This window comes from Vibrio sp. MOR3, from assembly GCF_001557775.1.
Classification (GTDB): domain Bacteria; phylum Pseudomonadota; class Gammaproteobacteria; order Enterobacterales; family Vibrionaceae; genus Vibrio; species Vibrio jasicida.
The window spans coordinates 17,733-40,009 of record NZ_LNRD01000003.1 but is presented as its reverse complement, the minus strand read 5'-3'; the positions used below and the strand labels follow the sequence as shown (position 1 = coordinate 40,009).

Genomic DNA, 22,277 nt, shown 5'->3' with positions numbered 1-22,277 from the left:
GTGTGAAACAGTATTTAGATTTGTGTCAGCGTATCGTTGACCAAGGCACTTGGGTTGAAAACGAACGCACAGGCAAACGCTGCCTAACGGTGATCAACGCAGACTTGACCTACGATGTTGCCAACAACCAATTCCCATTAGTAACGACACGTAAGAGCTTTTGGAAAGCGGCAGTTGCTGAGCTACTTGGTTATATCCGTGGCTACGACAACGCTGAAGACTTCCGTAAGTTAGGTACGAAAACATGGGATGCGAACGCAAACCTAAATGAAGCATGGCTGAACAACCCATTCCGCAAGGGTGAAGATGACATGGGACGTGTATACGGCGTTCAAGGTCGTTCATGGGCGAAGCCAGATGGCGGTCATATCGACCAGCTGCGTAAGATTGTGGATGATTTAACGCGCGGTGTTGATGACCGTGGTGAAATCCTAAACTTCTACAACCCTGGTGAGTTCCATATGGGGTGTTTGCGCCCATGTATGTACAGCCACCACTTCTCACTGTTAGGTGACACACTGCACCTAAACAGCACGCAGCGCTCTTGTGATGTTCCGCTGGGTCTGAACTTCAATATGGTTCAAGTGTATGTGTTCTTGGCAATCATGGCGCAAATTGCAGGTAAGAAACCTGGTCAGGCTTATCATAAGATTGTTAATGCACACATCTACGAAGATCAGCTTGCGCCAATGCGTGACATCCAGTTGAAGCGTGAACCTCTGAAAGCTGCAACCTTCCACATCAATCCAGAAATCAAATCTCTAGAAGATTTAGAAACATGGGTAACTCTAGATGACTTCTGGGTAGAAGGTTACGAGCACCACGATCCAATTCAGTACCCGTTCTCAGTTTAACGAGTATATTGAGTTTCTAAGCCGCCTTTATGGGCGGCTTTTTTATATCCGAAGGGGGCGGACAGGCTTAGCCCTACAGAACGCTGCGCTTCGAAATGTGAGAGGGAATAAAAGATCCTCCAACTCACTCGAGCCTCGCTCTTGAAGATGATGTTCACTCACTCTGAAATCAAACGGTCGTCGGGAATCTCTTTTACCATAGTTTACTGCGTGATCAAGAAATGAGAGCGCTCCGCTGTAGGTATCGAGAGTGGGGGACTAGAAAAGAATTTTGGCAGGACTTGATGTCTTAGGTGGATATCATCGAGCCTTATCCCTCTCGAAGCTTAGCGTTCCTAGGGCGAGCCCATTTTTACTTCTCTAAAACGAAAAAAGGCCCCACCGAAGTGGAGCCTAACATAAGCGATGGTAATCTTATTATTATGCTGTCAGAGCAAGGATAGAGCCTGGTAGCACGATGAATACTGCTAGTAGGTAACCTGCTACAACCGCTTTGTTCTTAATAGCCATTTCTGAAATCACTTCTGCACATTTTACTGGAATCTCACGTAGGAACGGGATACCGAAGATGAACAGTGTCGCCAGAATGTTGAACGTTAGGTGTACTAATGCAATCTGTAGTGCGAATACCGCGAACTCACCAGATACTGCTGTTGCTGCTAGTAGAGCCGTGATACATGTACCGATATTAGCACCTAGAGTGAACGGGTAGATATCACGTACTTTTAGAACACCTGAGCCTACTAGTGGAACCATTAGACTTGTTGTCGTAGAAGAAGACTGAACAAGAACCGTTACTACAGAGCCCGATACGATACCGTGGATAGGACCACGACCGATTGCGTTCTTAAGGATGTCACGAGCACGACCAACCATCAGGCTCTTCATTAGCTTACCCATAACAGTGATAGCGACGAAGATAGTACCGATACCTAGAGCGATTAGTGCTACACCACCCATGGTGTCACCAAATGTAGATAGAGGCTCTTTAATCGCGCTTACTACAGGTTTAGTGATTGGTTTGATGAAGTCAAAACCACCCATGCTCATATCGCCAGTTTTTAGTAGAGGCGATACTAACCAGTGTGAAATCTTTTCTAGAATGCCGAACATCATTTCCAATGGTAGGAAGATCAGTACTGCAAGTAAGTTAAAGAAATCGTGGATTGTTGCACTTGCGAATGCACGTTTAAATTCTTCTTTACAACGTACGTGGCCAAGTGAAACAAGAGTATTCGTTACGGTAGTACCGATGTTAGCACCCATTACCATAGGAATAGCGGTTTCTACAGGTAAACCACCTGCAACCAAACCTACAATAATAGAAGTTACGGTACTTGAAGATTGGATTAGGGCCGTAGCCACCAAACCGATCATTAGACCTGCGACTGGGTGAGACGCAAATTCAAAGAGTACTTTAGCTTGATCGCCAGTCGCCCATTTGAAGCCGCTACCAACCATAGATACTGCTAGAAGAAGCAGATATAACATGAATGCCAAGTTAGCCCAGCGTAACCAGCGAGTCGTGCTCGAGATTGGTGCTGCTGTTGAAGTAGCTTGGTTCATCATAATTTTCTCCGTGGACCTTTCAGTTCGTTTATTTGGTCTGTTGTTGAAACTGAGGGCGATGTTAGAGATTAAATATTTCAGTAATATTACAGTTCGGTTTCTATGGAGAATTTTTATTATTCTTTTTAATAGTTGCCTGTGAAGAAAAATTCACAGTATTATAATTGATTGAAATTTATGTAATTTTCTGTGTTATTGGTTCGCTGCCACTTATCTTGATGAGATTAAAAAAGTGCGTTTTACTTCAAGTTTTATGACAGTGTGAATTCGTTATTTTCGGTAAAACTTATCTTTTTCTTATTTATTGTAGGTTTTGCCGAACTTCTTGTCTGTCCTTGTCACATTTGATATAAAAAGTGTCATCTTCTTTATAGGGATTGATGATGTCACATCTAAATTACAACCACCTTTATTACTTCTGGATGGTGTGCAAACAAGGTTCTGTAACTAAAGCTGCTGATGCTTTATTTCTAACACCACAAACTGTAACTGGGCAGATCAAAGCACTTGAAGACCGCATGAAGGGGAAGTTGACCAAGCGTAATGGGCGCACGGTAGAACCAACAGAACTAGGACAGTTGGTATTTAAGTACGCCGACCGTATGTTTGGTTTGAGCTACGAAATGCTCGATATCGTTAACTACAGCCAGCACTCTAATATTCTTTTCGAAGTTGGCGTTGCCGATGCACTATCTAAGCGACTCGTCAGCAAAGTATTAATGACGACGGTTCCTGAAGATAACAGCATTCACTTACGCTGCTACGAATCGACTCACGAACTGCTTTTGGAGCGTTTATCCCAGCATAAACTTGATATGATCCTTTCTGATTGTCCGGTGGACTCAACACAAAGTCCGGGCCTTTACAGCAAGAAGTTAGGTGAGAGTAGCATGAGCTTTTTTGCTTCGTCTGAAATACCAGATGTGAAATTTCCTGAAGTTTTAGAGAATAAAAAATTACTTATCCCGGCCAGTAGAACGGCAATGGGACGTAAAGTATTGCAGTGGTTTGATAGACAAGGATTACAGCCAGATGTGCTGGGCGAGTTTGATGATGTTGCCTTAATGAAGGCATTTGCTCGTTATCGTGATGATGTGATTTTTTTAGCTCCGACCGTTTATATGTCGGAGATTGAAGATGACCGCAATTTACAACTGATCGGCCACGTAGACGACCTTAAAGAAGAGTATTACGTTATTTTTGCTGAACGAATGATACAACATCCAGCAGTTAAGAACGTTTGTGATGCAGATTTTAGCCAAATGTTTGAATGAACACGTTTCGTTGCGCAAATAAATAGATTACTATCGACAAAACTATAACTCTAAATTATAAAATCTTTGTAACACAACAAACTGGCCAGGGTTGGGGAAAGTAAGTTGTAGCTAGAGGTCCAGCACATGAATCTACAAGAAATGGAGAAAAACTCCGCCAAAGCTGTCGTGTTGCTTAAAGCAATGGCAAACGAGAGACGCCTACAAATCCTTTGCATGCTGCATAATCAAGAACTATCGGTCGGGGAACTTTGCGCAAAACTAGAGTTGAGCCAATCGGCACTGTCTCAACATTTAGCTTGGCTTCGTCGCGACGAACTGGTGGCTACGAGAAAAGAAGCACAAACGGTATACTACACGTTAAAGAGTGATGAAGTGAAGGAATTAATCCAAACGCTTCATGGCCTTTACTGTGCAGAGGCCATGTGATGACAGGTCACATATAAGAAAAGCTGGCATCGCCAGCTTTTTTATTGTCTAAAATTCGATGAGTTACACGGAATTTAGATATAAAAAAACCGGCAGTAGCCGGTTTTTTCTTCACTGTAAAATCAAGTTTCTATTAAAGAGCTTTGATTTGCGCAGCGAAACGAGACTTATGACGTGCTGCTTTGTTCTTATGAACAAGGCCTTTAGTCGCCATACGGTCTAGGATAGGTGTAACTGCAGCAAATGCAGCAGTTGCAGCTTCTTTGTCGCCTGCTTCGATAGCAGCAACAGTTTTCTTCATGTAAGTACGCATCATTGAGCGACGGCTAGCATTGTGCTGACGACGTTTCTCAGCTTGGATAGCGCGCTTCTTAGCAGATTTACTATTTGCCAAGGGTCTAACTCCCAAAAACTTATTTCTGTGACAATTTAAGGGCGAGGACTATCCCTCATTTGCGCCTAAATGTCAAATGATTTGTGCAAAAACCAATCGAAGCCAAAACAAATTTTGGTAAGAAAGGTTATCGCGGTTAAGATGGCGGGGATTCTAACAGCATTTTTAGACCATTGCTAATAATTATCCGCCTAGATCTGACAATAAACGGATATATTTTTAACGCCCATTTGTAGCTTTCAAAGGCTTAGAGGAATAGGGTTGGCTATCTTTTGGTGATATTCCGAGGTTACAGTGAGTAAACGACTGCTCAAGTCTGGCATGATCGTCAGTGCCATGACATTAATTTCGCGCGTCCTAGGTTTAGTTCGTGATGTGGTAGTAGCAAACTTGATGGGGGCAGGCGCGAGTGCCGACGTCTTCTTCTTTGCCAATAAAATTCCTAATTTCTTACGCCGTTTGTTCGCAGAAGGCGCATTTTCTCAGGCCTTTGTGCCAGTATTAACCGAAAGTCACGCTCAAGGGGATATGGATAAAACTCGTGAGTTGATTGCTCGTGCGGCTGGTACGCTGGGCGTGATTGTCTCTATTGTTACCATTCTAGGGGTTTTAGGCTCTGGTGTAGTGACGGCGTTGTTTGGTTTTGGTTGGTTCCTAGACTGGATGCATGGCGGCCCGGCCGCTGAGAAGTTCGAACTTGCCAGTGTCATGCTCAAGATTACCTTTCCTTATTTATGGTTCATTACTTTTGTTGCGCTTTCTGGTGCGATCCTTAATACCTTAGGTAAGTTTGCCGTCTCTTCTTTTACGCCAGTCTTCCTCAATGTGATGATCATTTTGGCGGCGTGGTTTATTTCGCCTCAGATGTCGCAACCAGAAATCGGTCTTGCGATTGGCGTATTACTAGGTGGCCTTGTTCAGTTTCTATTCCAGATTCCCTTCCTTATTAAAGCGGGAGTAATGGTTAAGCCTAAATGGGGTTGGCGCGATCCGGGTGTGGTGAAGATCCGTACCTTGATGATTCCTGCCTTATTTGGTGTGTCGGTAAGCCAAATCAACTTATTGTTTGATACTTTTATTGCCAGTTTTCTGCAAACCGGTTCGATCAGTTGGTTGTACTATTCAGATCGCTTACTTGAATTCCCGTTAGGTTTGTTTGGTATCGCGATTGCGACGGTGATTCTCCCTGCATTGTCACGTAAACACGTAGATGCTCACAGTGAAGGTTTTGCTCATACCATGGATTGGGGCGTGCGCATGGTGACCTTACTGGGTATTCCTGCCATGCTTGGGTTGATGGCATTAGCGAAGCCTATGTTGATGGTGTTGTTTATGCGTGGAGAGTTTTCCCCGCAAGATGTACATCAAGCTTCTCTCTCTTTATTAGCATACGCCTCGGGCTTGCTTAACTTTATGTTAATTAAAGTGCTCGCTCCGGGCTACTACTCGCGTCAAGACACCAAAACGCCTGTAAAATACGGCATTATTGCGATGGTGACCAATATGGTCTTCAATGCAATTTTTGCTTATTTCTACGGTTATGTTGGCCTTGCGATTGCCACTGCACTCTCTGCGTTTGTAAACATGGCATTGTTGTATCGTGGTTTACATATTGCTGGGGTGTACCAAGTCACCAAGCGAACGGTCTTTTTTATTGTTCGCTTGATGGTGGCTGGTGGCGCAATGGTTGCGGCAATTCTATGGCAGCTCGAAGACATGTCGGTGTGGTTGGATTGGAGCTTTGCTCACCGTAGTGGTGTGCTAGCGATGTTGATTGGTTTAGGTGCCGCGGTTTACCTTGCTGTGGTGTTTTTACTCGGTGTTCGTTTAAAAGACCTAAAAGCTGGGACAGAATAAGGTTGATTGGTATATAATCCGTCAGTTTCACACAGTGCAAAGTAAAAACAGAGGCATAAAGCAGTATCCAATGGAACTGATTAGAGGCATTCACAATATCAAGTCGCGCCATCAAGGCTGCGTGCTGACTATTGGCAATTTCGATGGCGTACATAGAGGCCATCAACAAGTATTGCAACAAGTGTCTGAACAAGCGAAGAAACTTTTGTTACCTTCGGTTGTGATGACCTTTGAACCTCAGCCTATGGAGCTGTTCGCTCGAGATAAGGCACCAGCAAGGTTAACGCGACTGCGAGACAAATTTGTCCAGCTGAGTAAGCTGGATATTGATCGCTTACTTTGCGTTAACTTCAATCGTCATTTTTCCGACCTAACGGCGGAAGAGTTTATCCGTGACTTGTTGGTTACTCGATTGGGTGTTAAGTTTCTTGTCATTGGTGATGATTTCTGTTTTGGCAAAGGTCGAACAGGTAACTTTGCAATGCTACAAGAAGCGGGGGAAAAGTACGGCTTTAAAGTCGTAAGTACTCAAAGCTTTTGTTTACAGCAGTTACGAGTCAGCAGTACAGCAATTCGAGATGCATTGGCTCGTGATGATTTGCAGTCCGCACATGAGATGCTGGGAAGAGATTACAGCATCAGCGGTCGTGTTTCACATGGAAGAAAACTAGGTAGAACCATCGGGTTCCCTACGGCAAATATTCCTTTGAAGCGCTGTGTTTCTCCGGTTTCCGGAGTCTATGTTGTTCAAGCGCTTGGCTTAGGAGATAAGCCGATTGGTGGTGTCGCTAACATTGGTCAACGACCGACGGTTAATGGTGTTCGCCAACAGTTAGAAGTACACTTATTCGACTTTCATGCTGATTTATATGGTAAACAGCTAGAAGTGAAACTTTTGCATAAACTTAGAGATGAGCAAAAGTTTGAGTCGTTTGAAGCACTTAAACAACAAATCGTATTGGATGCTGAAGCAGCAAGGGTGTGGCTGCGTCAGCTTAAGCGTTGAGCGGTTTATTCCACCGTTCAACATAATGTCTAATTTTCGCCCAATATAACGGAATTAAGAATCGATGAGTGAGTATAAAGATACCCTGAACTTACCTGAAACAGGGTTTCCAATGCGCGGCAACCTGGCCAATCGTGAGCCAGAAATGCTTAAGCGTTGGTACAAAGAAGATCTTTACGGTGAAATCCGTAAAGCGAAGAAAGGCAAAAAGTCATTCGTATTGCACGATGGCCCTCCTTACGCGAACGGTGACATTCACATTGGTCACGCACTAAACAAGATTCTTAAAGACATTATTATTAAATCCAAAACACTTTCAGGTTTTGACGCACCTTACATCCCAGGCTGGGACTGCCACGGTCTACCAATTGAATTGATGGTAGAGAAGAAAGTCGGCAAACCAGGTCAAAAAGTGACAGCAGCTGAGTTCCGCGAGAAATGTCGTGAGTACGCTGCAGGTCAGGTTGAAGGTCAAAAAGAGAGCTTCAAGCGTCTTGGCATCATGGGTGAGTGGGACAAGCCATACCGCACTATGGATTTCGCAACTGAAGCGAACATCATCCGTGCTCTTGGTAAGATCGCAAGCAAAGGTCACCTACTGAAAGGTTTTAAACCAGTTCACTGGTGTACAGACTGTGGCTCAGCACTGGCTGAAGCTGAAGTTGAGTACAAAGATAAAGTATCGCCATCTATCGACGTTCGTTTTAAAGCGGCTGACGAAGCGGCACTATTGTCTAAGTTTGAACTGACAGAAGGTCATGAAGGTCACGGTGACGTATCTATCGTTATCTGGACAACAACACCTTGGACACTGCCAGCAAACCGCGCAGTATGTCTACGTGATGATCTAGAGTACGTGCTTATCCAAACAGAAGGCGACAACGCTGAGCGAATCATCGTTGCTGCTGAGCTGGCGAAAGACGTAATGGATCGTGCGGGTATCGAGCACTTCCACAACCTTGGCTTTGCTAAAGGTGCGGATCTTGAGCTTTCTCAATTCCAACACCCATTCTACGATTTCACTGTACCGGCGATCCTTGGTGATCACGTTACGACTGATTCAGGTACTGGTGTTGTTCACACTGCACCTGGTCACGGTCAAGAAGACTTCGCGGTTGGTAACAAGTACAACCTAGAAGTAGCAAACCCAGTTGGCTCAAACGGCGTTTACCTACCAGATACAGAGCTATTTGCTGGTCAGCACGTATTTAAAGCGAACGATGCAGTAGTAGAAGTACTGAAAGAAAAAGGTGCACTACTACACCACCACGCTTACGAGCACAGCTACCCACACTGTTGGCGTCATAAGACCCCAATCATCTTCCGTGCTACGCCTCAATGGTTCGTTTCTATGGACCAAGCTGGCCTACGAGCTAAAGCACTAGAGTCAATCAAGAACGTAGAGTGGATGCCTGAGTGGGGTCAAAGCCGTATCGAAGGTATGATCGAAGGTCGCCCTGAGTGGTGTATCTCTCGTCAACGTACTTGGGGTGTGCCAATTGCTCTGTTTGTTCACAAAGAAACAGCAGAACTTCATCCAAACACGCTAGAGCTGATCGAGAAAGTCGCTAAGCTGGTTGAAGAGAAAGGCATCCAAGCATGGTGGGATGTAGATGCAGCTGAACTACTAGGTGCTGACGCTGACCAATACGAAAAAGTACTAGATACGCTAGACGTATGGTTCGATTCAGGTGTGACTCACTTCTCTGTGGTTGATGCTCGTGAAGAGTACAACGGCAACAGTGCAGACCTATACCTAGAAGGTTCTGACCAACACCGTGGTTGGTTCCAGTCTTCTCTAATTTCATCTATCGCGATGAAAGACGAAGCGCCTTACAAACAAGTACTGACACACGGTTTCGTGGTTGACGGTCACGGTCGTAAGATGTCGAAATCTATCGGTAACGTAGTTGCACCAAAAGACGTAACTAACAAGCTAGGTGCTGACATTCTTCGTCTATGGGTTGCTTCAACAGACTATACGGGTGAAGTTGCGGTTTCTGATGAAATCCTAAAACGCAGCGCAGATGCTTACCGTCGTATCCGTAACACAGCGCGTTTCTTCCTTGCTAACCTAAGCGGCTTCAATCCTGAAACAGACATCGTTCCTGTTGAAGAAATGGTTGCGCTAGATCGCTGGGCGGTTGGTCGTGCACTAGCTGCACAAGAAGAGATTGTTAAAGCATACGAAGAGTACAACACACACGGTGTGACTCAGCGTCTAATGCAATTCTGTTCAATCGAAATGGGCTCTTTCTACCTAGACGTTATTAAAGACCGTCAGTACACAGCAAAACGTGGCGGCAACGCTCAACGTAGCTGTCAGACTGCACTTTACTACATCGTAGAAGCGCTAGTTCGTTGGATGGCGCCAATCATGTCGTTCACAGCAGATGAAATCTGGAACGAAATGCCAGGCGAGCGCGACAAGTTCGTATTCACTGGTGAGTGGTTCGACGGCCTATTCGGTCTTGCTGAAGGTGAAGAGCTGAACAACGAATTCTGGACTGAGATCCAAGCGGTTCGTGGTGCAGTAAACAAACTTCTAGAAGATGCGCGTAAAGAGAAAACCATCGGTGGTGCACTACAAGCTGAAGTGACTCTATTTGCTGATGACGCACTAGCGGCGAAGATCAACAAGCTTGAAGATGAACTGCGCTTTGTTCTACTAACATCTGCTGCGAAAGTTAAGCCTCTAGGTGAGAAGACGGATGCAGCACAAACGACGGATATCGAAGGCTTGTTTGTTGAAGTAGCAGCAGCTGAAGGCGAGAAGTGTGACCGTTGTTGGCACCACACGCCAGACGTAGGCACAATCGAAGGTCACGAGAAGATCTGTGGTCGTTGTGTGTCGAACGTAGACGGCGAAGGTGAAGTACGTAAATTCGCGTAATTGCCTAGAACGACTGAACTTTTTTTAAAATTAACAGCCCCAGTATTTACTGGGGCTGTTTGTAGGTAAAGTAATGAGTGAAAAAGCACTGACGTTAAAGCAATCTGGAGTTCGCTGGCTGTGGTTAGCAATTCTGGTATTTATTGCAGATATTGGCATCAAATTGGTGGTGATGGACAACATGGGCTACGGATGGGCAAACCGAATTGAGGTGCTGCCATTCTTCAACCTACTTTATGTTCATAACTACGGTGCAGCATTCAGCTTCTTGAGCGATCAAGCGGGTTGGCAGCGCTGGTTGTTCACAGGTATTGCGTTTGTTGTGACAGGTCTTTTGACCTACTGGATGAGCAAGCTTCCAGCAAAGGAAAAATGGAACAACATCGCTTACGCACTGATTATTGGTGGTGCAGTGGGCAACGTGTTTGACCGCGTCGTTCACGGCTTTGTTGTTGATTACCTAGACTTCTTCTGGGGTAACTACCACTGGCCAGCATTCAACCTTGCAGATACCACCATCTGTATTGGTGCGGCAATGATCATTCTTGATGGTTTCCGCAAAAAGGACGCTGATAAGTAATCTTTTGCGATATATCGAATAACCCTAAGCGTCGTCCGTTGATTCGGACGGCGCTTTTTATTATGTTGGAGCCCAATCCGCGTATCTTCGTACAATAAAAAGCAATCACAGCACGTGATCAGATAGAGCGCAGGAAACCCAAGAACAAGGAAGCAGTAACGTGACAACAATAAATCAAGATTCAGCAGTAACGCTGCACTTCACCATCAAAATGCAAGATGGCTCTGTAGCGGACAGTACACACAATATGGGCAAGCCTGCTAAGTTCGTTATGGGCGACGGTAGCTTGAGTGAGAACTTCGAGCAATGCCTACTAGGCTTACAAGTAGGCGAGCAAAAAGCCATTGAACTAAAAGCGGCTGACGCTTTTGGCATGCCGAATCCAGACCATATCCACTATATGGACCGCACTAAATTTGTTGGCGAAGCGGAAGTTGAAGTCGGCACAATCATGGCATTTAGCGGTCCTGATGGAATGGAAATCCCGGGCATCATCACTGAGATTGCTGGCGACTCAGTAACTGTGGACTTCAACCATCCACTCGCGGGACAAGACGTGACTTTCGAAGTCGAAATTTTGTCAGTAGAATAGCGAACCAAATAAAAGATAACTTCCATGAGCAATGAAATGAAAATCCTGTTAGCTAACCCACGTGGTTTCTGTGCTGGTGTTGACCGCGCAATTAGCATCGTAGAGCGTGCGCTAGAGATGTATCAGCCACCTATCTATGTTCGACATGAAGTGGTGCATAACCGTTTTGTGGTTGAAGGTCTAAAACAGCGTGGTGCTATCTTCGTTGAAGAACTGCATGAAGTACCAGACAACAACATTGTGATTTTCTCCGCTCATGGTGTATCTCAAGCTGTTCGTCAAGAAGCGAAGTCTCGTGACCTAACGGTATTCGATGCGACCTGTCCGTTGGTAACCAAAGTACATATGGAAGTGGCACGTGCAAGCCGTCGCAATATGGAAGTGGTACTGATCGGTCACGCTGGTCACCCAGAAGTGGAAGGCACGATGGGTCAGTATTCAAGTGATACAGGCGGTATGTACCTTGTGGAAACGCCAGCCGATGTTGAGAAGCTAAAAGCGATCGTGAAAGATCCATCGGATCTGCACTACGTGAGCCAAACGACACTGTCTGTTGATGAAACTGCTGACGTAATTGAAGAGCTACGCCGCGTGTTCCCAGACATCCAAGGTCCTCGTAAAGATGACATCTGCTACGCGACGCAAAACCGTCAAGATGCCGTGCGTGAGCTTTCTGCTGATGTAGATGTGATGGTTGTTGTAGGTTCCAAGAATTCATCAAACTCAACGCGCTTAAAAGAACTGGCTGAAAAGCTAGGTACGCCAGGATACCTAACAGACTGCCCAGAAGACATCATGCCTGAGTGGTTTGAGGGTAAGGTAAAAGTTGGCGTCACGGCGGGGGCATCTGCACCAGAAGAGCTGGTAAACCAAATCCTAGATCGCATCAAAGAGCTGGTTGGTGCAGAAGCGGTAGACGAAGTGCTTGGTCGTGAAGAGAACATGTTCTTCGAAGTGCCAAAAGAGCTACAAATTAAGCAAGTCGATTAAGACGAGTCAAACATCAAAAAGGCGACCACAAGGTCGCCTTTTTAATTGGGAATTTCTACACGAGTTATGCCAGAGTCTGAGCTTAGTGACTGATGCCTAGAAGTTCTTTGAGCACCTTTAAGTAACGGCGGCTCACTGGGATCTCAAAGCCTGTTTTGGTGATGATTTCAGCTAGGCCGTTTTCCAATAATCTAATCTCGCTGATGGCTTTGATACTCACCAGATACTGGCGATGACAACGCACCAGTGGCGTTTTTTCTTCCAAGGTTTTCAACGTTAACTGTGTACTGGCTGTTTGGCTGGTGGAACGCACATGCACACCGCTAATATCGCTGTAAGCAGACTCAACTGTCTCGGTTGCCATGATCACAATGCGGTTGTGGCCAATGCATGGGATTTGATCAAGGCTATCAGGAGCAATGCTGGAGATTTGTTGCGTCAAAGCTGATTGGCTAACGACTTTATTTAAGCGTTTCACCGTCTTTGTTAAGCGGCATGGATCAACCGGTTTTAATAGATAGTCGAACGCATTGTCCTCAAAAGCTTGAATCGCATATTGGTCGTAAGCGGTAACAAATACCACGTAGGGCATGGTCTCTGGATCTAACATACCCAGTAGCTCGATGCCCGTCACCTGAGGCATTTGGATATCTAGGAAAACCACATCCGGTTTCAGCTCATTGATTTTCTTAAGCCCCATAATGGCGTTTGACGCATCGCCAATCACTTCTATGTGACCCGTTTCAGCCAATAGTTCTGCCAGCTCTTCACGAGCAAACTGTTCATCATCAATGACGAGGGCGGTTAACATCCAGCATTACCTTTTTATGCGTTTTTATTGCGCTTATCGCGATGAGGGAATGATAAAACTCATTTTAGTAAATTGGTGTTGTTGATAGTTAATTTTTAGCGCTGAATCACGTCCAAATTGATTAGAGAGGCGCTTATCGACAATTTCCATCCCCAAACCAGAATGATTCTCTTTTGGTGATTCATAGCTGCCTGCATTGTCTTCCACGGTAATAAGGTACCCTTGTGCATGAGGTTGGCTATAGATTTTTACTTTACCGCCTTCCAACATAGTCGAGATACCGTGTTTGATTGCATTTTCGACCAAAGGTTGCAGCGTAAAGCTTGGTAACTTGATATCCAGCAGTTCAGGTTCAATATCAATCTCAACTTCTAGGCGATCAGTAAAGCGTGCTTTTTCGATCGATAAGTAGGAATTCACATGTGCTAATTCTTCTTTCAGCGTCACGGTATTGATGTTCTGTTTTAAGTTACTACGGAAGAAGTGCGACAAGTTTTGGATCAGTTCTCGTGCTTTGTCTGGATCACGACGCGTAATCGCACTGATGGTGTTTAGCGCGTTGAATAAGAAATGTGGGTTCACTTGGGCGTGCAGTAGTTTGATTTCTGCCTGAGCTAATAATGTTTGTTGCTGTTGGTAATCGCCATAAAGAATTTGACTCGAAAGAAGCTGAGCAATGCCTTCTGCCATTGACATATTTGCCGTCGAGAACAGCTTACGTTTTGGTTCGTAAAGCTTAATGGTGCCCACCACTTCTTTTCCTGCTCGTAGTGGGATTATCAGTGCGGAGCCCAGTTTACAGTCTTGTGCTAATGAACATTGGTAAGGGCGCTCACTGCCATCAAGGTAGATGATGTCGTTCTTCTCCATTGAGTCGAGCGTACTCTGCGATGAGATTGGAGTATTTGGCCTATGATGATCATCGCCGATGCCAACGAAAGCCAGAATCTTCTCTTGGTCAGTAATGGCGACTGCACCTACTTTGGTTTCTTCATAAATGATGCGGGCGATCTTATCGGCATTTTCGCTGTTAAATCCGGTGCTGAGAATACCAACTGAGCGGTCGGCAATGCTTAATGCTCGGCGGGAAAAGGTGGCCGAGTACTTTTCAAAAATGGTTTTACGATCTTGCAGAATACTCATAAACAGAGCGGCACCAACGGAGTTAGCGATGATCATTGGGGCAGCAATCGCTGAAACGAGTTCATAGGCTTGGTTGAATGGTTTGGCGACAGCAAGCAGCAGCACCATCTGAACGATTTCTGCAACAAAAGTAATGCTGAATACTACGCTCGGGTTAAACAGCATTGCCCCTTTGTTACGCTTAATGAGGTAAACGTGGAGTAGCCCCCCAATGAGCCCTTCTGCTGTTGTGGAAATCGCACAAGCTAAGTCGGTAAAACCGCCTAAAGTATAACGATGAATCCCCCCAGTTAAGCCCACCGCAAAACCGACAACAGGACCGCCAAACAGTCCTCCCATCACGGCACCAATTGCACGCGTGTTTGCTATCGCGTCGTTGATCTGTAAACCGAAGTAGGTGCCTAGGATACAAAAACCAGAGAAAAGCACATAACAAATGAGTCGGTGACTTAAGCGAGAAGAAATGCTCAGTAGGGGAAGAATGATTGGCGTTTTACTCAGCATATAAGCCAGCACTAAGTAAACACACATTTGTTGCAAAAGGGAGATGATCAGTTCCATAGCGAACCTAACCTAGACATGATGTTGTTATTGTAAGTGAATTCATTCTTTAAAGAGAAAGAAAAAGAGCCTGCGATAGGCAGGCTCTTAGCGTTATCCAGATATTGATAATGAATCGGTTAGCAAGCGAAGGATTTCATTACGCCGTTTCTGAGACAGTGTCTGGTTTATCTTCATCTGCAAGATCTGTTTCGCCTTTGCCTTTCGAGATTTTGATAACGTAAGCCGCTGTAGCAAGAGCGAACAAAATGCCAGAGATTGTCGAGATTTGCATTGGTAGACCGAAGCCTAGCGTGCTGTTGTTCAAAATGAAAGTGACACACACGGTTGTCATGAAGACTGCTGGGATAGTCGTAATCCAATGCAGTTTGTTGTGACGTAGTAGGTAAGCCGACGCAGTCCAAAGCATCATTACTGCTGTTGTTTGGTTTGCGAAACCGAAGTAGCGCCAGATAATACCGAAGTCTACTTGAGTCAGAATGCCACCGATAACGAACAGTGGTAGAGCCATTAGAAGACGGTTACGTAGTGTTTTCTGTTCCATACCGAAGTATTCAGCAAGAATCAGACGGCTTGAGCGGAATGCGGTGTCACCCGATGTGATTGGCAGAATAACAACACCAAGGAAGGCAATCACACCACCGAATACACCCAGTAGACCGAATGAAGCGCTGTATACCACGTTACCAGGGCCACCGTTTTTCACTGCTTCTGCAAGGCCATCAAGCGTGCCGAAGAAAGACAGAGCGATAGCACACCAGATTAGCGCGATAACGCCTTCACCAATCATTGCACCGTAGAATACGAAGCGACCGTTCTTCTCATTTTCCATACAACGCGCCATCAGTGGAGACTGAGTTGCGTGGAAGCCAGAGATAGCACCACATGCGATAGTGATGAATAGTGCAGGCCATAGAGGCATATCGTTCGGGTTCAAGTTAGTCAGCATGTCGCTTACTTGGAAGTCACCCATCACAGTGTGTTCGCTAGAGAAAGCAATAGCAGTCATTAGACCTACAGACATGAAGATCAGTAGCGCGCCAAACAATGGGTAGAAGCGACCGATGATTTTGTCTACAGGAACAATTGTCGCGATGATGTAGTAAGCGAAAATCAACACAACCATGGTTGTCATGCTTACGCTAAAGCTAGTTTGGTCGTTGATTAGGTTTGTGATCATACCTGCTGGCGCTGACACGAATACCACACCAACAAGAAGCAATAGGACAATGGCAAAGATGTTCATAAAGTGTTTTGCGCCATTACCTAGGTAGCGACCCGTAATTGTTGGTACTGATGCACCGCCGTTACGAACAGAAAGCATGCCTGAGAAGTAATCGTGTACCGCGCCTGCGAAGATACAGCCAACAACAATCCAAAGCATTGCAGCAGGACCGTATAGGGCACCCATGATTGGGCCAAAGATAGGACCAACACCTGCGATGTTCAGAAGCTGAACAAGGTAAACACGCTTGGTTGACATTGGAACGTAGTCAACGCCGTCCGTCTTAGTATGAGCTGGCGTTTGACGATTCTCATTGATGCCGAAAATCTTCTCAACGAAAGCACCGTAGATGAAGTATCCGCCGATGAGGGCTGCGACACAGGTTAGAAACCACATCATAGCAATTGTCCTTGGTTTGTTAGGTAGGGTAATTTTTTAAGCTCAGGATGTATGGTATTCATCTCTTTTGTTAAGCGCATTCGCTCTATGGATGAGTGGTCGAATAGAGAAGCGAGTGGTCGATATAACGGTTAAGTGGTTTTATCGTTTGCCTAGTGGTCGTGCGTAGGGCTGAGTGGTTCTATTAACCATTAAGCGGTGGTTATCAAGGGTGAGCGGCGAGCTCAAGAGTTAAGTGGTGAAATCAATAGATAAGCGGCAAAGCACAGGCTTTAGTGGTAAGCTTGTTTTGAAAACAATTAGTTAAGGAAGAATGATGAAAAAGGCAACGTTAGGCTTGGCGCTGGCTTTACTAGCAGGGTGTGCGGCAACAACGGAAGAACTGGCGCAGTCCGGAGATTGGTACCAGATCGGTTATCAAGATGGTGTCGCTGGGCATACCTCTCGTACCATGAAAGAACTTCGCTCGTTAGGAAATGTAAAGCAAGGCGATTATGACCAAGGTTACCTTGAAGGGGTGACTGAATATTGTAATCCTGATTTTGCTTACCAAATGGGCCTGTCTGGTCAGTATTATGAAGGTGTATGTGAGGGAACGCCTGGGGCACAAAAATTCCGTATGGAATGGCAACGTGGCTGGAACGAATACAGTAACTAGATCTGTTTCATAATCAAGACTGTGGTTTTGCTTGTTGATCTTCTGACATTTGCATTTTATTGCTTTGCTGTACTCATGGCTTGAGATTCAATCAGAAGTGAAATGAAAACATGAAGAAGTATTTTTTGGTCGCATTAGCATTGTTGCCCTTAACGGTCGGTGCGACCAACGTGTTGAAAGAGTCGATTAAGATGAAGCGTAAATACGATCACGATAAGCATCGTATTACCAATACCATCAACAATACCAAGCGTAATATTAAAGAAGTCACTGACGGTACTTATGTCGAGAACCAAGTGAAGCGAGAAGTAAACCAAACCACTCGCAAGTACACCAATAAAGTAGAGAACGTTAAGAACATAACGAATCCTGATCACATCAAGCGTAAAGCAAATGACAAGCTTAACCAAGAGTTTGATGAATGGTTGTATGAAGACTAAATCTTGATATCTAAAACAAAAAAGGAGACCACGAGGTCTCCTTTTTGTTTGTCTTCTATCGACAGATTTGAACTACGGGACTCGAGATTTATTTAGGCTGGTGGTTTTCCACTGCTTTGCGTAAGAAGCCGTCTTGGTGGTGCAGGTGAGCACGAGCAGATTCAATATCAAGATCGGTCAGGATCATTAAGATCGCCAGTTTCACCTCATAACCAGTTTGTTTAAGTACGTCGGTAGCTTGTTCTTTGCTGCAATCGGTCGCTTGCATCACAATACGTGCGGCGCGTGCAACGAGCTTATTGTTGGTTGCTTTCACATCGACCATTAAGTTTTGATAACTCTTACCCAAACGGATCATGCTGGCAGTAGTCAGCATGTTCAGGACCAGTTTCTGCGCCGTACCTGATTTTAAACGTGTTGAGCCAGTCAATGCTTCAGGGCCTACAACAGGGCTAATTGCGACGTCGGCAATGTCGGCGATTGGAGAATCTGGATTACAAGATAGTGCAATCGTGGTTGCACCGATCTCGTTGGCGTACTCCAAACCACCAATGACATAAGGCGTTCGGCCACTTGCAGCGATACCTACGACCACATCGAGATTTGTGAATTTGATATCTTTTAGGTCTTGCTCACCTAAAGCCGGCGAATCTTCCGCACCTTCTTTTGCTTTTAGAATCGCCTCTGGGCCACCTGCAATCAGACCGACCACCATCTTGTCAGATACGCCAAATGTTGGCGGACATTCCGATGCATCAAGCACACCTAAACGGCCACTGGTGCCAGCGCCCATATAAACCAGACGACCGCCGACTTTAAACGCGTCGGTGATCTTATCCACCGCGAGTGCGATTTCGGGTAAAACCTTCTCAACCGCAAGTGGTACGAGCTTATCTTGCTGATTAAGTCGCTGAACAATGTCCAGAGAGGGCAGTAAATCGATGTCCATCGTATCTGGGTTACGACCTTCTGATACTAGGTGGGCAAGAGCAGCAATAAGCGCGTCATTTGTCATAGTGGTTTAAGCCTTTTGAATACTGATTTCGATTTATTTTGTCGCTGTGTCTGGCACAACGCATTTAGTTTTTAGGATAGAGCACACCCAGCGAAGCAAGACGGCTCGCACCAGTCACTTCAGGTAAGTTGCTCGGCAGCCCGTCAATATGTCGCTGAGCAAGCCAAGCAAACGCCATGGCTTCCATGTAATCGCCATCGACACCTTTATCATCCGTTGTTGCGACTTGCCACTGCGGCAGAAGTTCCGCTAAACGTTGCATCAGTAGAGGGTTTCTCGCCCCTCCGCCACACACCAACAGCTGTGGCTGCTGACCATACGTGAATTTCTCCACTTCGTTTGCAATGGTCTTCGCCGAGTATTCACACAGCGTGCGTTGTACATCTTGTGCTGAGATATTGTGGTTGGCTAACTGATGATGCAGCCAATCGATATTGAACAGCTCTCGACCAGTGCTCTTAGGCGCCGACATGGCGAGGTAAGGCTCTGCTAAGAGTTGAGTTAGTAGTGTTGCATCGGTGTTGCCTTGCAGAGCAAATCGCGCGTCTTTGTCGAAGCCTTGTCCTGTGTGCTGTTCACACCATGCATCCATCAACATGTTGCCTGGGCCAGTATCGTAGCCGATCACTGCTTGGTCAGGATGCAGTACCGAGATATTGGCAATTCCACCGATGTTAAGCACCACGGTGGTGGAATCTTGCATGGCAAAAATACTTTTATGGAAGGCAGGGACGAGCGGTGCACCTTGGCCACCTAACGCCATGTCTTTACGACGAAAATCTGCCACGGTATCAATGCCAGTTTTGACTGCAATGATGTTGGCATCACCCAGTTGGGTGGTGAAGGGCTGTTCGCCAGTCGGCTGATGGAACACGGTTTGACCATGATTACCAATGGCTCGGATTTGCTCTGCGGAATAGCCGGATTTATCCAGTAGCTGTAAAACCGCATCGGCAAACAGATGGCCAAGTTGGTGGTCGAGCTTACCAATGGCTTTTAGATTCGTGTCTTGCCCAGTGCAAACCGACAAAAGCGTCTGCTTAATATGAGCAGGCATTGGGTAATCATCGTGTGCGAGCAAGCGAACACGGTTATCTTCAATTTCAACCAGTGCGGTATCTACACCGTCCATACTGGTTCCAGACATCACACCGATATACAGTTTGTTAAGATTCACAGCCAATTCCGTCAATTCTTCGATTCACTTATTGTAAAGCAATTCTGAAGCGAATAACCTCATCGAATACGAGATATTCAGCCGATTTTGAGGAGAAAAAATGGGACCGTTATGGGTTGATGTTGCAGGCTATGAACTGACTGCAGAAGACAGAGAAATTTTGGAGCATCCAACGGTTGGTGGTTTGATTTTATTTACGCGTAACTACCACGACAGCAAGCAGCTTCAAGCTCTTACCCAATCTATCCGAGAAGCGGCGAAACGTCCGATTTTGATTGGTGTTGACCAAGAGGGCGGACGCGTTCAGCGTTTCCGTGAAGGCTTTTCATTGATTCCTGCGGCGGACCAATACGCCAAACACCAAAACAGTGAAGCTCTGGCCCGCATGGGCGGTTGGTTGATGGCTGCTGAGCTGATTGCTCATGATATCGACCTAAGCTTCGCGCCAGTGTTGGATAAAGGTCATCAATGTAAAGCGATTGGCAGCCGTGCTTTTGGTGAGGATTTAGACACTATTTTGCGTCACAGCACTGCTTATATGCAGGGTATGAAGAGTGTCGGTATGGCGACGACGGGCAAACATTTCCCGGGTCATGGTGGTGTGATTGCTGATTCACACCTAGAGACACCGTATGACGAGCGTAGCGATATCTTTGAGCAAGACATAGCTATCTTCAAAGCGCAAATCGATGCAGGCATCTTAGATGCGATGATGCCTGCTCACGTCATTTTCCCAAATTATGATGACCAACCTGCTAGCGGCTCTGAGTATTGGCTTAAACAAATCCTGCGCCAGCAACTTGGTTTTAAAGGTTTGATCTTCTCTGATGATTTGACCATGGAAGGTGCCGCAATTATGGGTGGTCCTGCCGAACGTGGCGCACAAGCATTAAACGCTGGCTGTAATATGCTGCTGGTTTGCAACAAGCGCGATGCGCAAGTTGAGGTGCTTGATAATCTACCCATCACTTCTGTTCCTCTCGCTGATGCCTTGTTGAAGAAACAGAGCTTTTCTCTAAGCGAGCTAAAACGTTCGCAAGAGTGGAAAGATGCCTCTGAAGCTATGAAGCGATTGGTTGGCTAGCCATCTCACCCCTGAATAATGGTTTGTTCAGGGTGAGACGTAAACTTTCTAAAACATCCATTTAAAGCCGAAGTGCTCTGCATTTCGGCTTTTTCTTTTGATGTAAACTTAAATTTACACTTGATGTTTTTTATTGTGTACGGTTGTAATTCTTTTTTAGCCTGTTATCTTGTCCGTAAAGCTTAGTTGTCTCACCAAGGAATTGGTTGGGTGTAAAAAATAATATACAGGTCAAGGTTATGCAAAGAAGTGAATTGAGCAACATTAACATCTGCGAAGAACAAGTTCTTATCACGCCTGAGGAGCTAAAAGTTAAGCTTCCTCTAAGTGAAAAGGCCCGTCGTTTTATCCAAGATTCTCGTCAAACCATCGCTGATATCATTCACAAAAAAGATCATCGTCTACTCGTTGTATGTGGACCATGTTCTATCCATGACGTAGACGCTGCGAAGGATTACGCCAAGCGTTTAAAAGCACTTTCAGAACAACTAAGCGACCAACTGTATATTGTTATGCGTGTTTACTTTGAGAAGCCTCGAACCACGGTTGGTTGGAAAGGCTTGATCAATGACCCACACCTAGACGGCAGCTTCGACATTGAACATGGCCTGCATGTTGGTCGTGAACTGTTGGTTGAACTCGCTGAGATGGATATTCCGCTGGCAACAGAAGCTCTTGACCCAATTAGCCCACAATACTTGGCAGATACGTTTAGTTGGGCAGCGATCGGCGCTCGTACGACTGAGTCACAAACACACCGTGAGATGGCAAGTGGTCTCTCAATGCCTATCGGCTTTAAGAATGGTACGGACGGTAGCTTGGCAACGGCGATCAACGCAATGCAAGCGGCTTCTTCTAGCCACCGTTTCATGGGTATTAACCGTGAAGGTCAAGTAGCGCTTCTGACTACGCAAGGCAACCCGAATGGTCATGTGATTCTTCGTGGTGGTAAGCAGACCAATTACGACTCAGTATCCGTTACTGAGTGTGAGCAAGAGATGGCGAAGTCCAACCTTGATGCGTCCTTGATGGTGGATTGTAGCCATGCGAACTCACGTAAAGATTACCGCCGTCAGCCGTTAGTTGCAGAAGACGTGATTCACCAGATTCGAGAAGGCAACACGTCGATCATTGGCCTGATGATTGAAAGTCATATTAATGAAGGTAATCAATCTTCAGACCTTACTCTCGAAGAGATGAAATACGGTGTTTCAATTACCGACGCGTGTATCAATTGGGATTCAACTGAGGCACTATTACGTCATGCACACGAAGAGCTGGTGCCTTTCTTAGAGAATCGCCTTAAAGGCTAAAACGGAACTTATT

At 45.6% G+C, this 22,277-nt stretch carries 20 protein-coding genes; 13 read left to right on the top strand and 7 right to left on the bottom strand.

The features are described 5' to 3' along the window. Positions 1–2 precede the first annotated feature (2 nt). A complete protein-coding gene (locus ATB76_RS07545; protein ID WP_061034998.1) occupies positions 3–854 on the top strand; it encodes a thymidylate synthase in 852 nt (283 codons plus the stop codon). 420 nt (positions 855–1,274) lie between these two features. On the opposite strand, the gene ATB76_RS07540 is transcribed toward ATB76_RS07545, so the two are convergent. After that, positions 1,275–2,423, bottom strand: coding sequence for a Na/Pi symporter (locus ATB76_RS07540; RefSeq protein ID WP_005440565.1), 1,149 nt, complete (start codon positions 2,421–2,423; stop codon positions 1,275–1,277). A 383-nt stretch (positions 2,424–2,806) separates the two neighbouring features. Between ATB76_RS07540 and nhaR the strand changes: the two genes are divergently transcribed. Continuing rightward, positions 2,807–3,697 carry a transcriptional activator NhaR gene (nhaR, locus tag ATB76_RS07535; RefSeq protein WP_038866387.1) on the top strand — a complete coding sequence of 297 codons (891 nt, stop codon included), beginning with the start codon at positions 2,807–2,809 and terminating at the stop codon, positions 3,695–3,697. 126 nt (positions 3,698–3,823) lie between these two features. Further along, positions 3,824–4,126, top strand: a complete 303-nt coding sequence (locus tag ATB76_RS07530) for a metalloregulator ArsR/SmtB family transcription factor (RefSeq protein ID WP_038866389.1) — start codon at positions 3,824–3,826, stop codon at positions 4,124–4,126. Between the two features lie 133 nt (positions 4,127–4,259). Here the strand turns inward: ATB76_RS07530 and rpsT are convergent, their stop codons facing one another. Continuing rightward, positions 4,260–4,520: a 30S ribosomal protein S20 gene (rpsT, locus tag ATB76_RS07525; protein ID WP_005440571.1), complete on the bottom strand. Its 261-nt coding sequence runs from the start codon at positions 4,518–4,520 to the stop codon at positions 4,260–4,262. A 294-nt stretch (positions 4,521–4,814) separates the two neighbouring features. On the opposite strand from rpsT, the gene murJ reads away from it, so the two are divergent. From murJ to ispH, 6 genes are all read left to right on the top strand, one after another. After that, entirely contained in the window at positions 4,815–6,377 is a 1,563-nt protein-coding gene (murJ, locus tag ATB76_RS07520) for a murein biosynthesis integral membrane protein MurJ (protein WP_045498982.1), read from the top strand. A 70-nt stretch (positions 6,378–6,447) separates the two neighbouring features. Next, positions 6,448–7,383 (top strand): bifunctional riboflavin kinase/FAD synthetase, encoded by a 936-nt coding sequence (gene ribF / locus ATB76_RS07515; protein WP_038866392.1) that lies wholly within the window; start codon positions 6,448–6,450, stop codon positions 7,381–7,383. Positions 7,384–7,447: 64 nt separating this feature from the next. Continuing rightward, positions 7,448–10,276 carry an isoleucine--tRNA ligase gene (gene ileS / locus ATB76_RS07510; protein ID WP_061034997.1) on the top strand — a complete coding sequence of 943 codons (2,829 nt, stop codon included), beginning with the start codon at positions 7,448–7,450 and terminating at the stop codon, positions 10,274–10,276. Between the two features lie 73 nt (positions 10,277–10,349). Further along, positions 10,350–10,856, top strand: a complete 507-nt coding sequence (lspA, locus tag ATB76_RS07505) for a signal peptidase II (protein ID WP_005440576.1) — start codon at positions 10,350–10,352, stop codon at positions 10,854–10,856. Between the two features lie 160 nt (positions 10,857–11,016). Then, entirely contained in the window at positions 11,017–11,448 is a 432-nt protein-coding gene (fkpB, locus tag ATB76_RS07500; RefSeq protein WP_038876251.1) for an FKBP-type peptidyl-prolyl cis-trans isomerase, read from the top strand. Positions 11,449–11,472: 24 nt separating this feature from the next. Further along, positions 11,473–12,438, top strand: a complete 966-nt coding sequence (ispH, locus tag ATB76_RS07495) for a 4-hydroxy-3-methylbut-2-enyl diphosphate reductase (RefSeq protein WP_005440578.1) — start codon at positions 11,473–11,475, stop codon at positions 12,436–12,438. Between the two features lie 82 nt (positions 12,439–12,520). On the opposite strand, the gene btsR is transcribed toward ispH, so the two are convergent. The 3 genes from btsR to ATB76_RS07480 all read right to left on the bottom strand — a co-directional run bounded on the left by btsR (position 12,521) and on the right by ATB76_RS07480 (position 16,577). Then, entirely contained in the window at positions 12,521–13,249 is a 729-nt protein-coding gene (btsR, locus tag ATB76_RS07490; protein ID WP_042599715.1) for a two-component system response regulator BtsR, read from the bottom strand. Between the two features lie 33 nt (positions 13,250–13,282). Next, the gene (locus tag ATB76_RS07485; RefSeq protein WP_038866399.1) at positions 13,283–14,953 is read right to left on the bottom strand and encodes a sensor histidine kinase; all 1,671 of its coding nucleotides are present in this window, start codon (positions 14,951–14,953) and stop codon (positions 13,283–13,285) included. Between the two features lie 139 nt (positions 14,954–15,092). Continuing rightward, a complete protein-coding gene (locus ATB76_RS07480) occupies positions 15,093–16,577 on the bottom strand; it encodes a carbon starvation protein A (protein ID WP_061034996.1) in 1,485 nt (494 codons plus the stop codon). A 316-nt stretch (positions 16,578–16,893) separates the two neighbouring features. On the opposite strand from ATB76_RS07480, the gene ATB76_RS07475 reads away from it, so the two are divergent. Further along, entirely contained in the window at positions 16,894–17,235 is a 342-nt protein-coding gene (locus tag ATB76_RS07475) for a DUF2799 domain-containing protein (protein WP_009707688.1), read from the top strand. Positions 17,236–17,345: 110 nt separating this feature from the next. Continuing rightward, positions 17,346–17,675 carry a hypothetical protein gene (locus ATB76_RS07470; RefSeq protein WP_005440588.1) on the top strand — a complete coding sequence of 110 codons (330 nt, stop codon included), beginning with the start codon at positions 17,346–17,348 and terminating at the stop codon, positions 17,673–17,675. Between the two features lie 88 nt (positions 17,676–17,763). Here the strand turns inward: ATB76_RS07470 and murQ are convergent, their stop codons facing one another. Both murQ and ATB76_RS07460 read right to left on the bottom strand, forming a co-directional pair. Continuing rightward, positions 17,764–18,690, bottom strand: a complete 927-nt coding sequence (murQ, locus tag ATB76_RS07465) for an N-acetylmuramic acid 6-phosphate etherase (RefSeq protein ID WP_005440589.1) — start codon at positions 18,688–18,690, stop codon at positions 17,764–17,766. Between the two features lie 64 nt (positions 18,691–18,754). Then, on the bottom strand, positions 18,755–19,867 hold the full coding sequence (locus tag ATB76_RS07460) for an anhydro-N-acetylmuramic acid kinase (RefSeq protein WP_038866407.1): 1,113 nt from the start codon (positions 19,865–19,867) through the stop codon (positions 18,755–18,757). 100 nt (positions 19,868–19,967) lie between these two features. Here ATB76_RS07460 and nagZ point away from each other — a divergent pair, with 100 nt between their 5' ends. Both nagZ and ATB76_RS07450 read left to right on the top strand, forming a co-directional pair. After that, a complete protein-coding gene (gene nagZ, locus ATB76_RS07455) occupies positions 19,968–20,951 on the top strand; it encodes a beta-N-acetylhexosaminidase (protein WP_061034995.1) in 984 nt (327 codons plus the stop codon). A 239-nt stretch (positions 20,952–21,190) separates the two neighbouring features. Then, positions 21,191–22,264, top strand: a complete 1,074-nt coding sequence (locus ATB76_RS07450) for a 3-deoxy-7-phosphoheptulonate synthase (protein ID WP_038866412.1) — start codon at positions 21,191–21,193, stop codon at positions 22,262–22,264. Positions 22,265–22,277 lie beyond the last annotated feature (13 nt).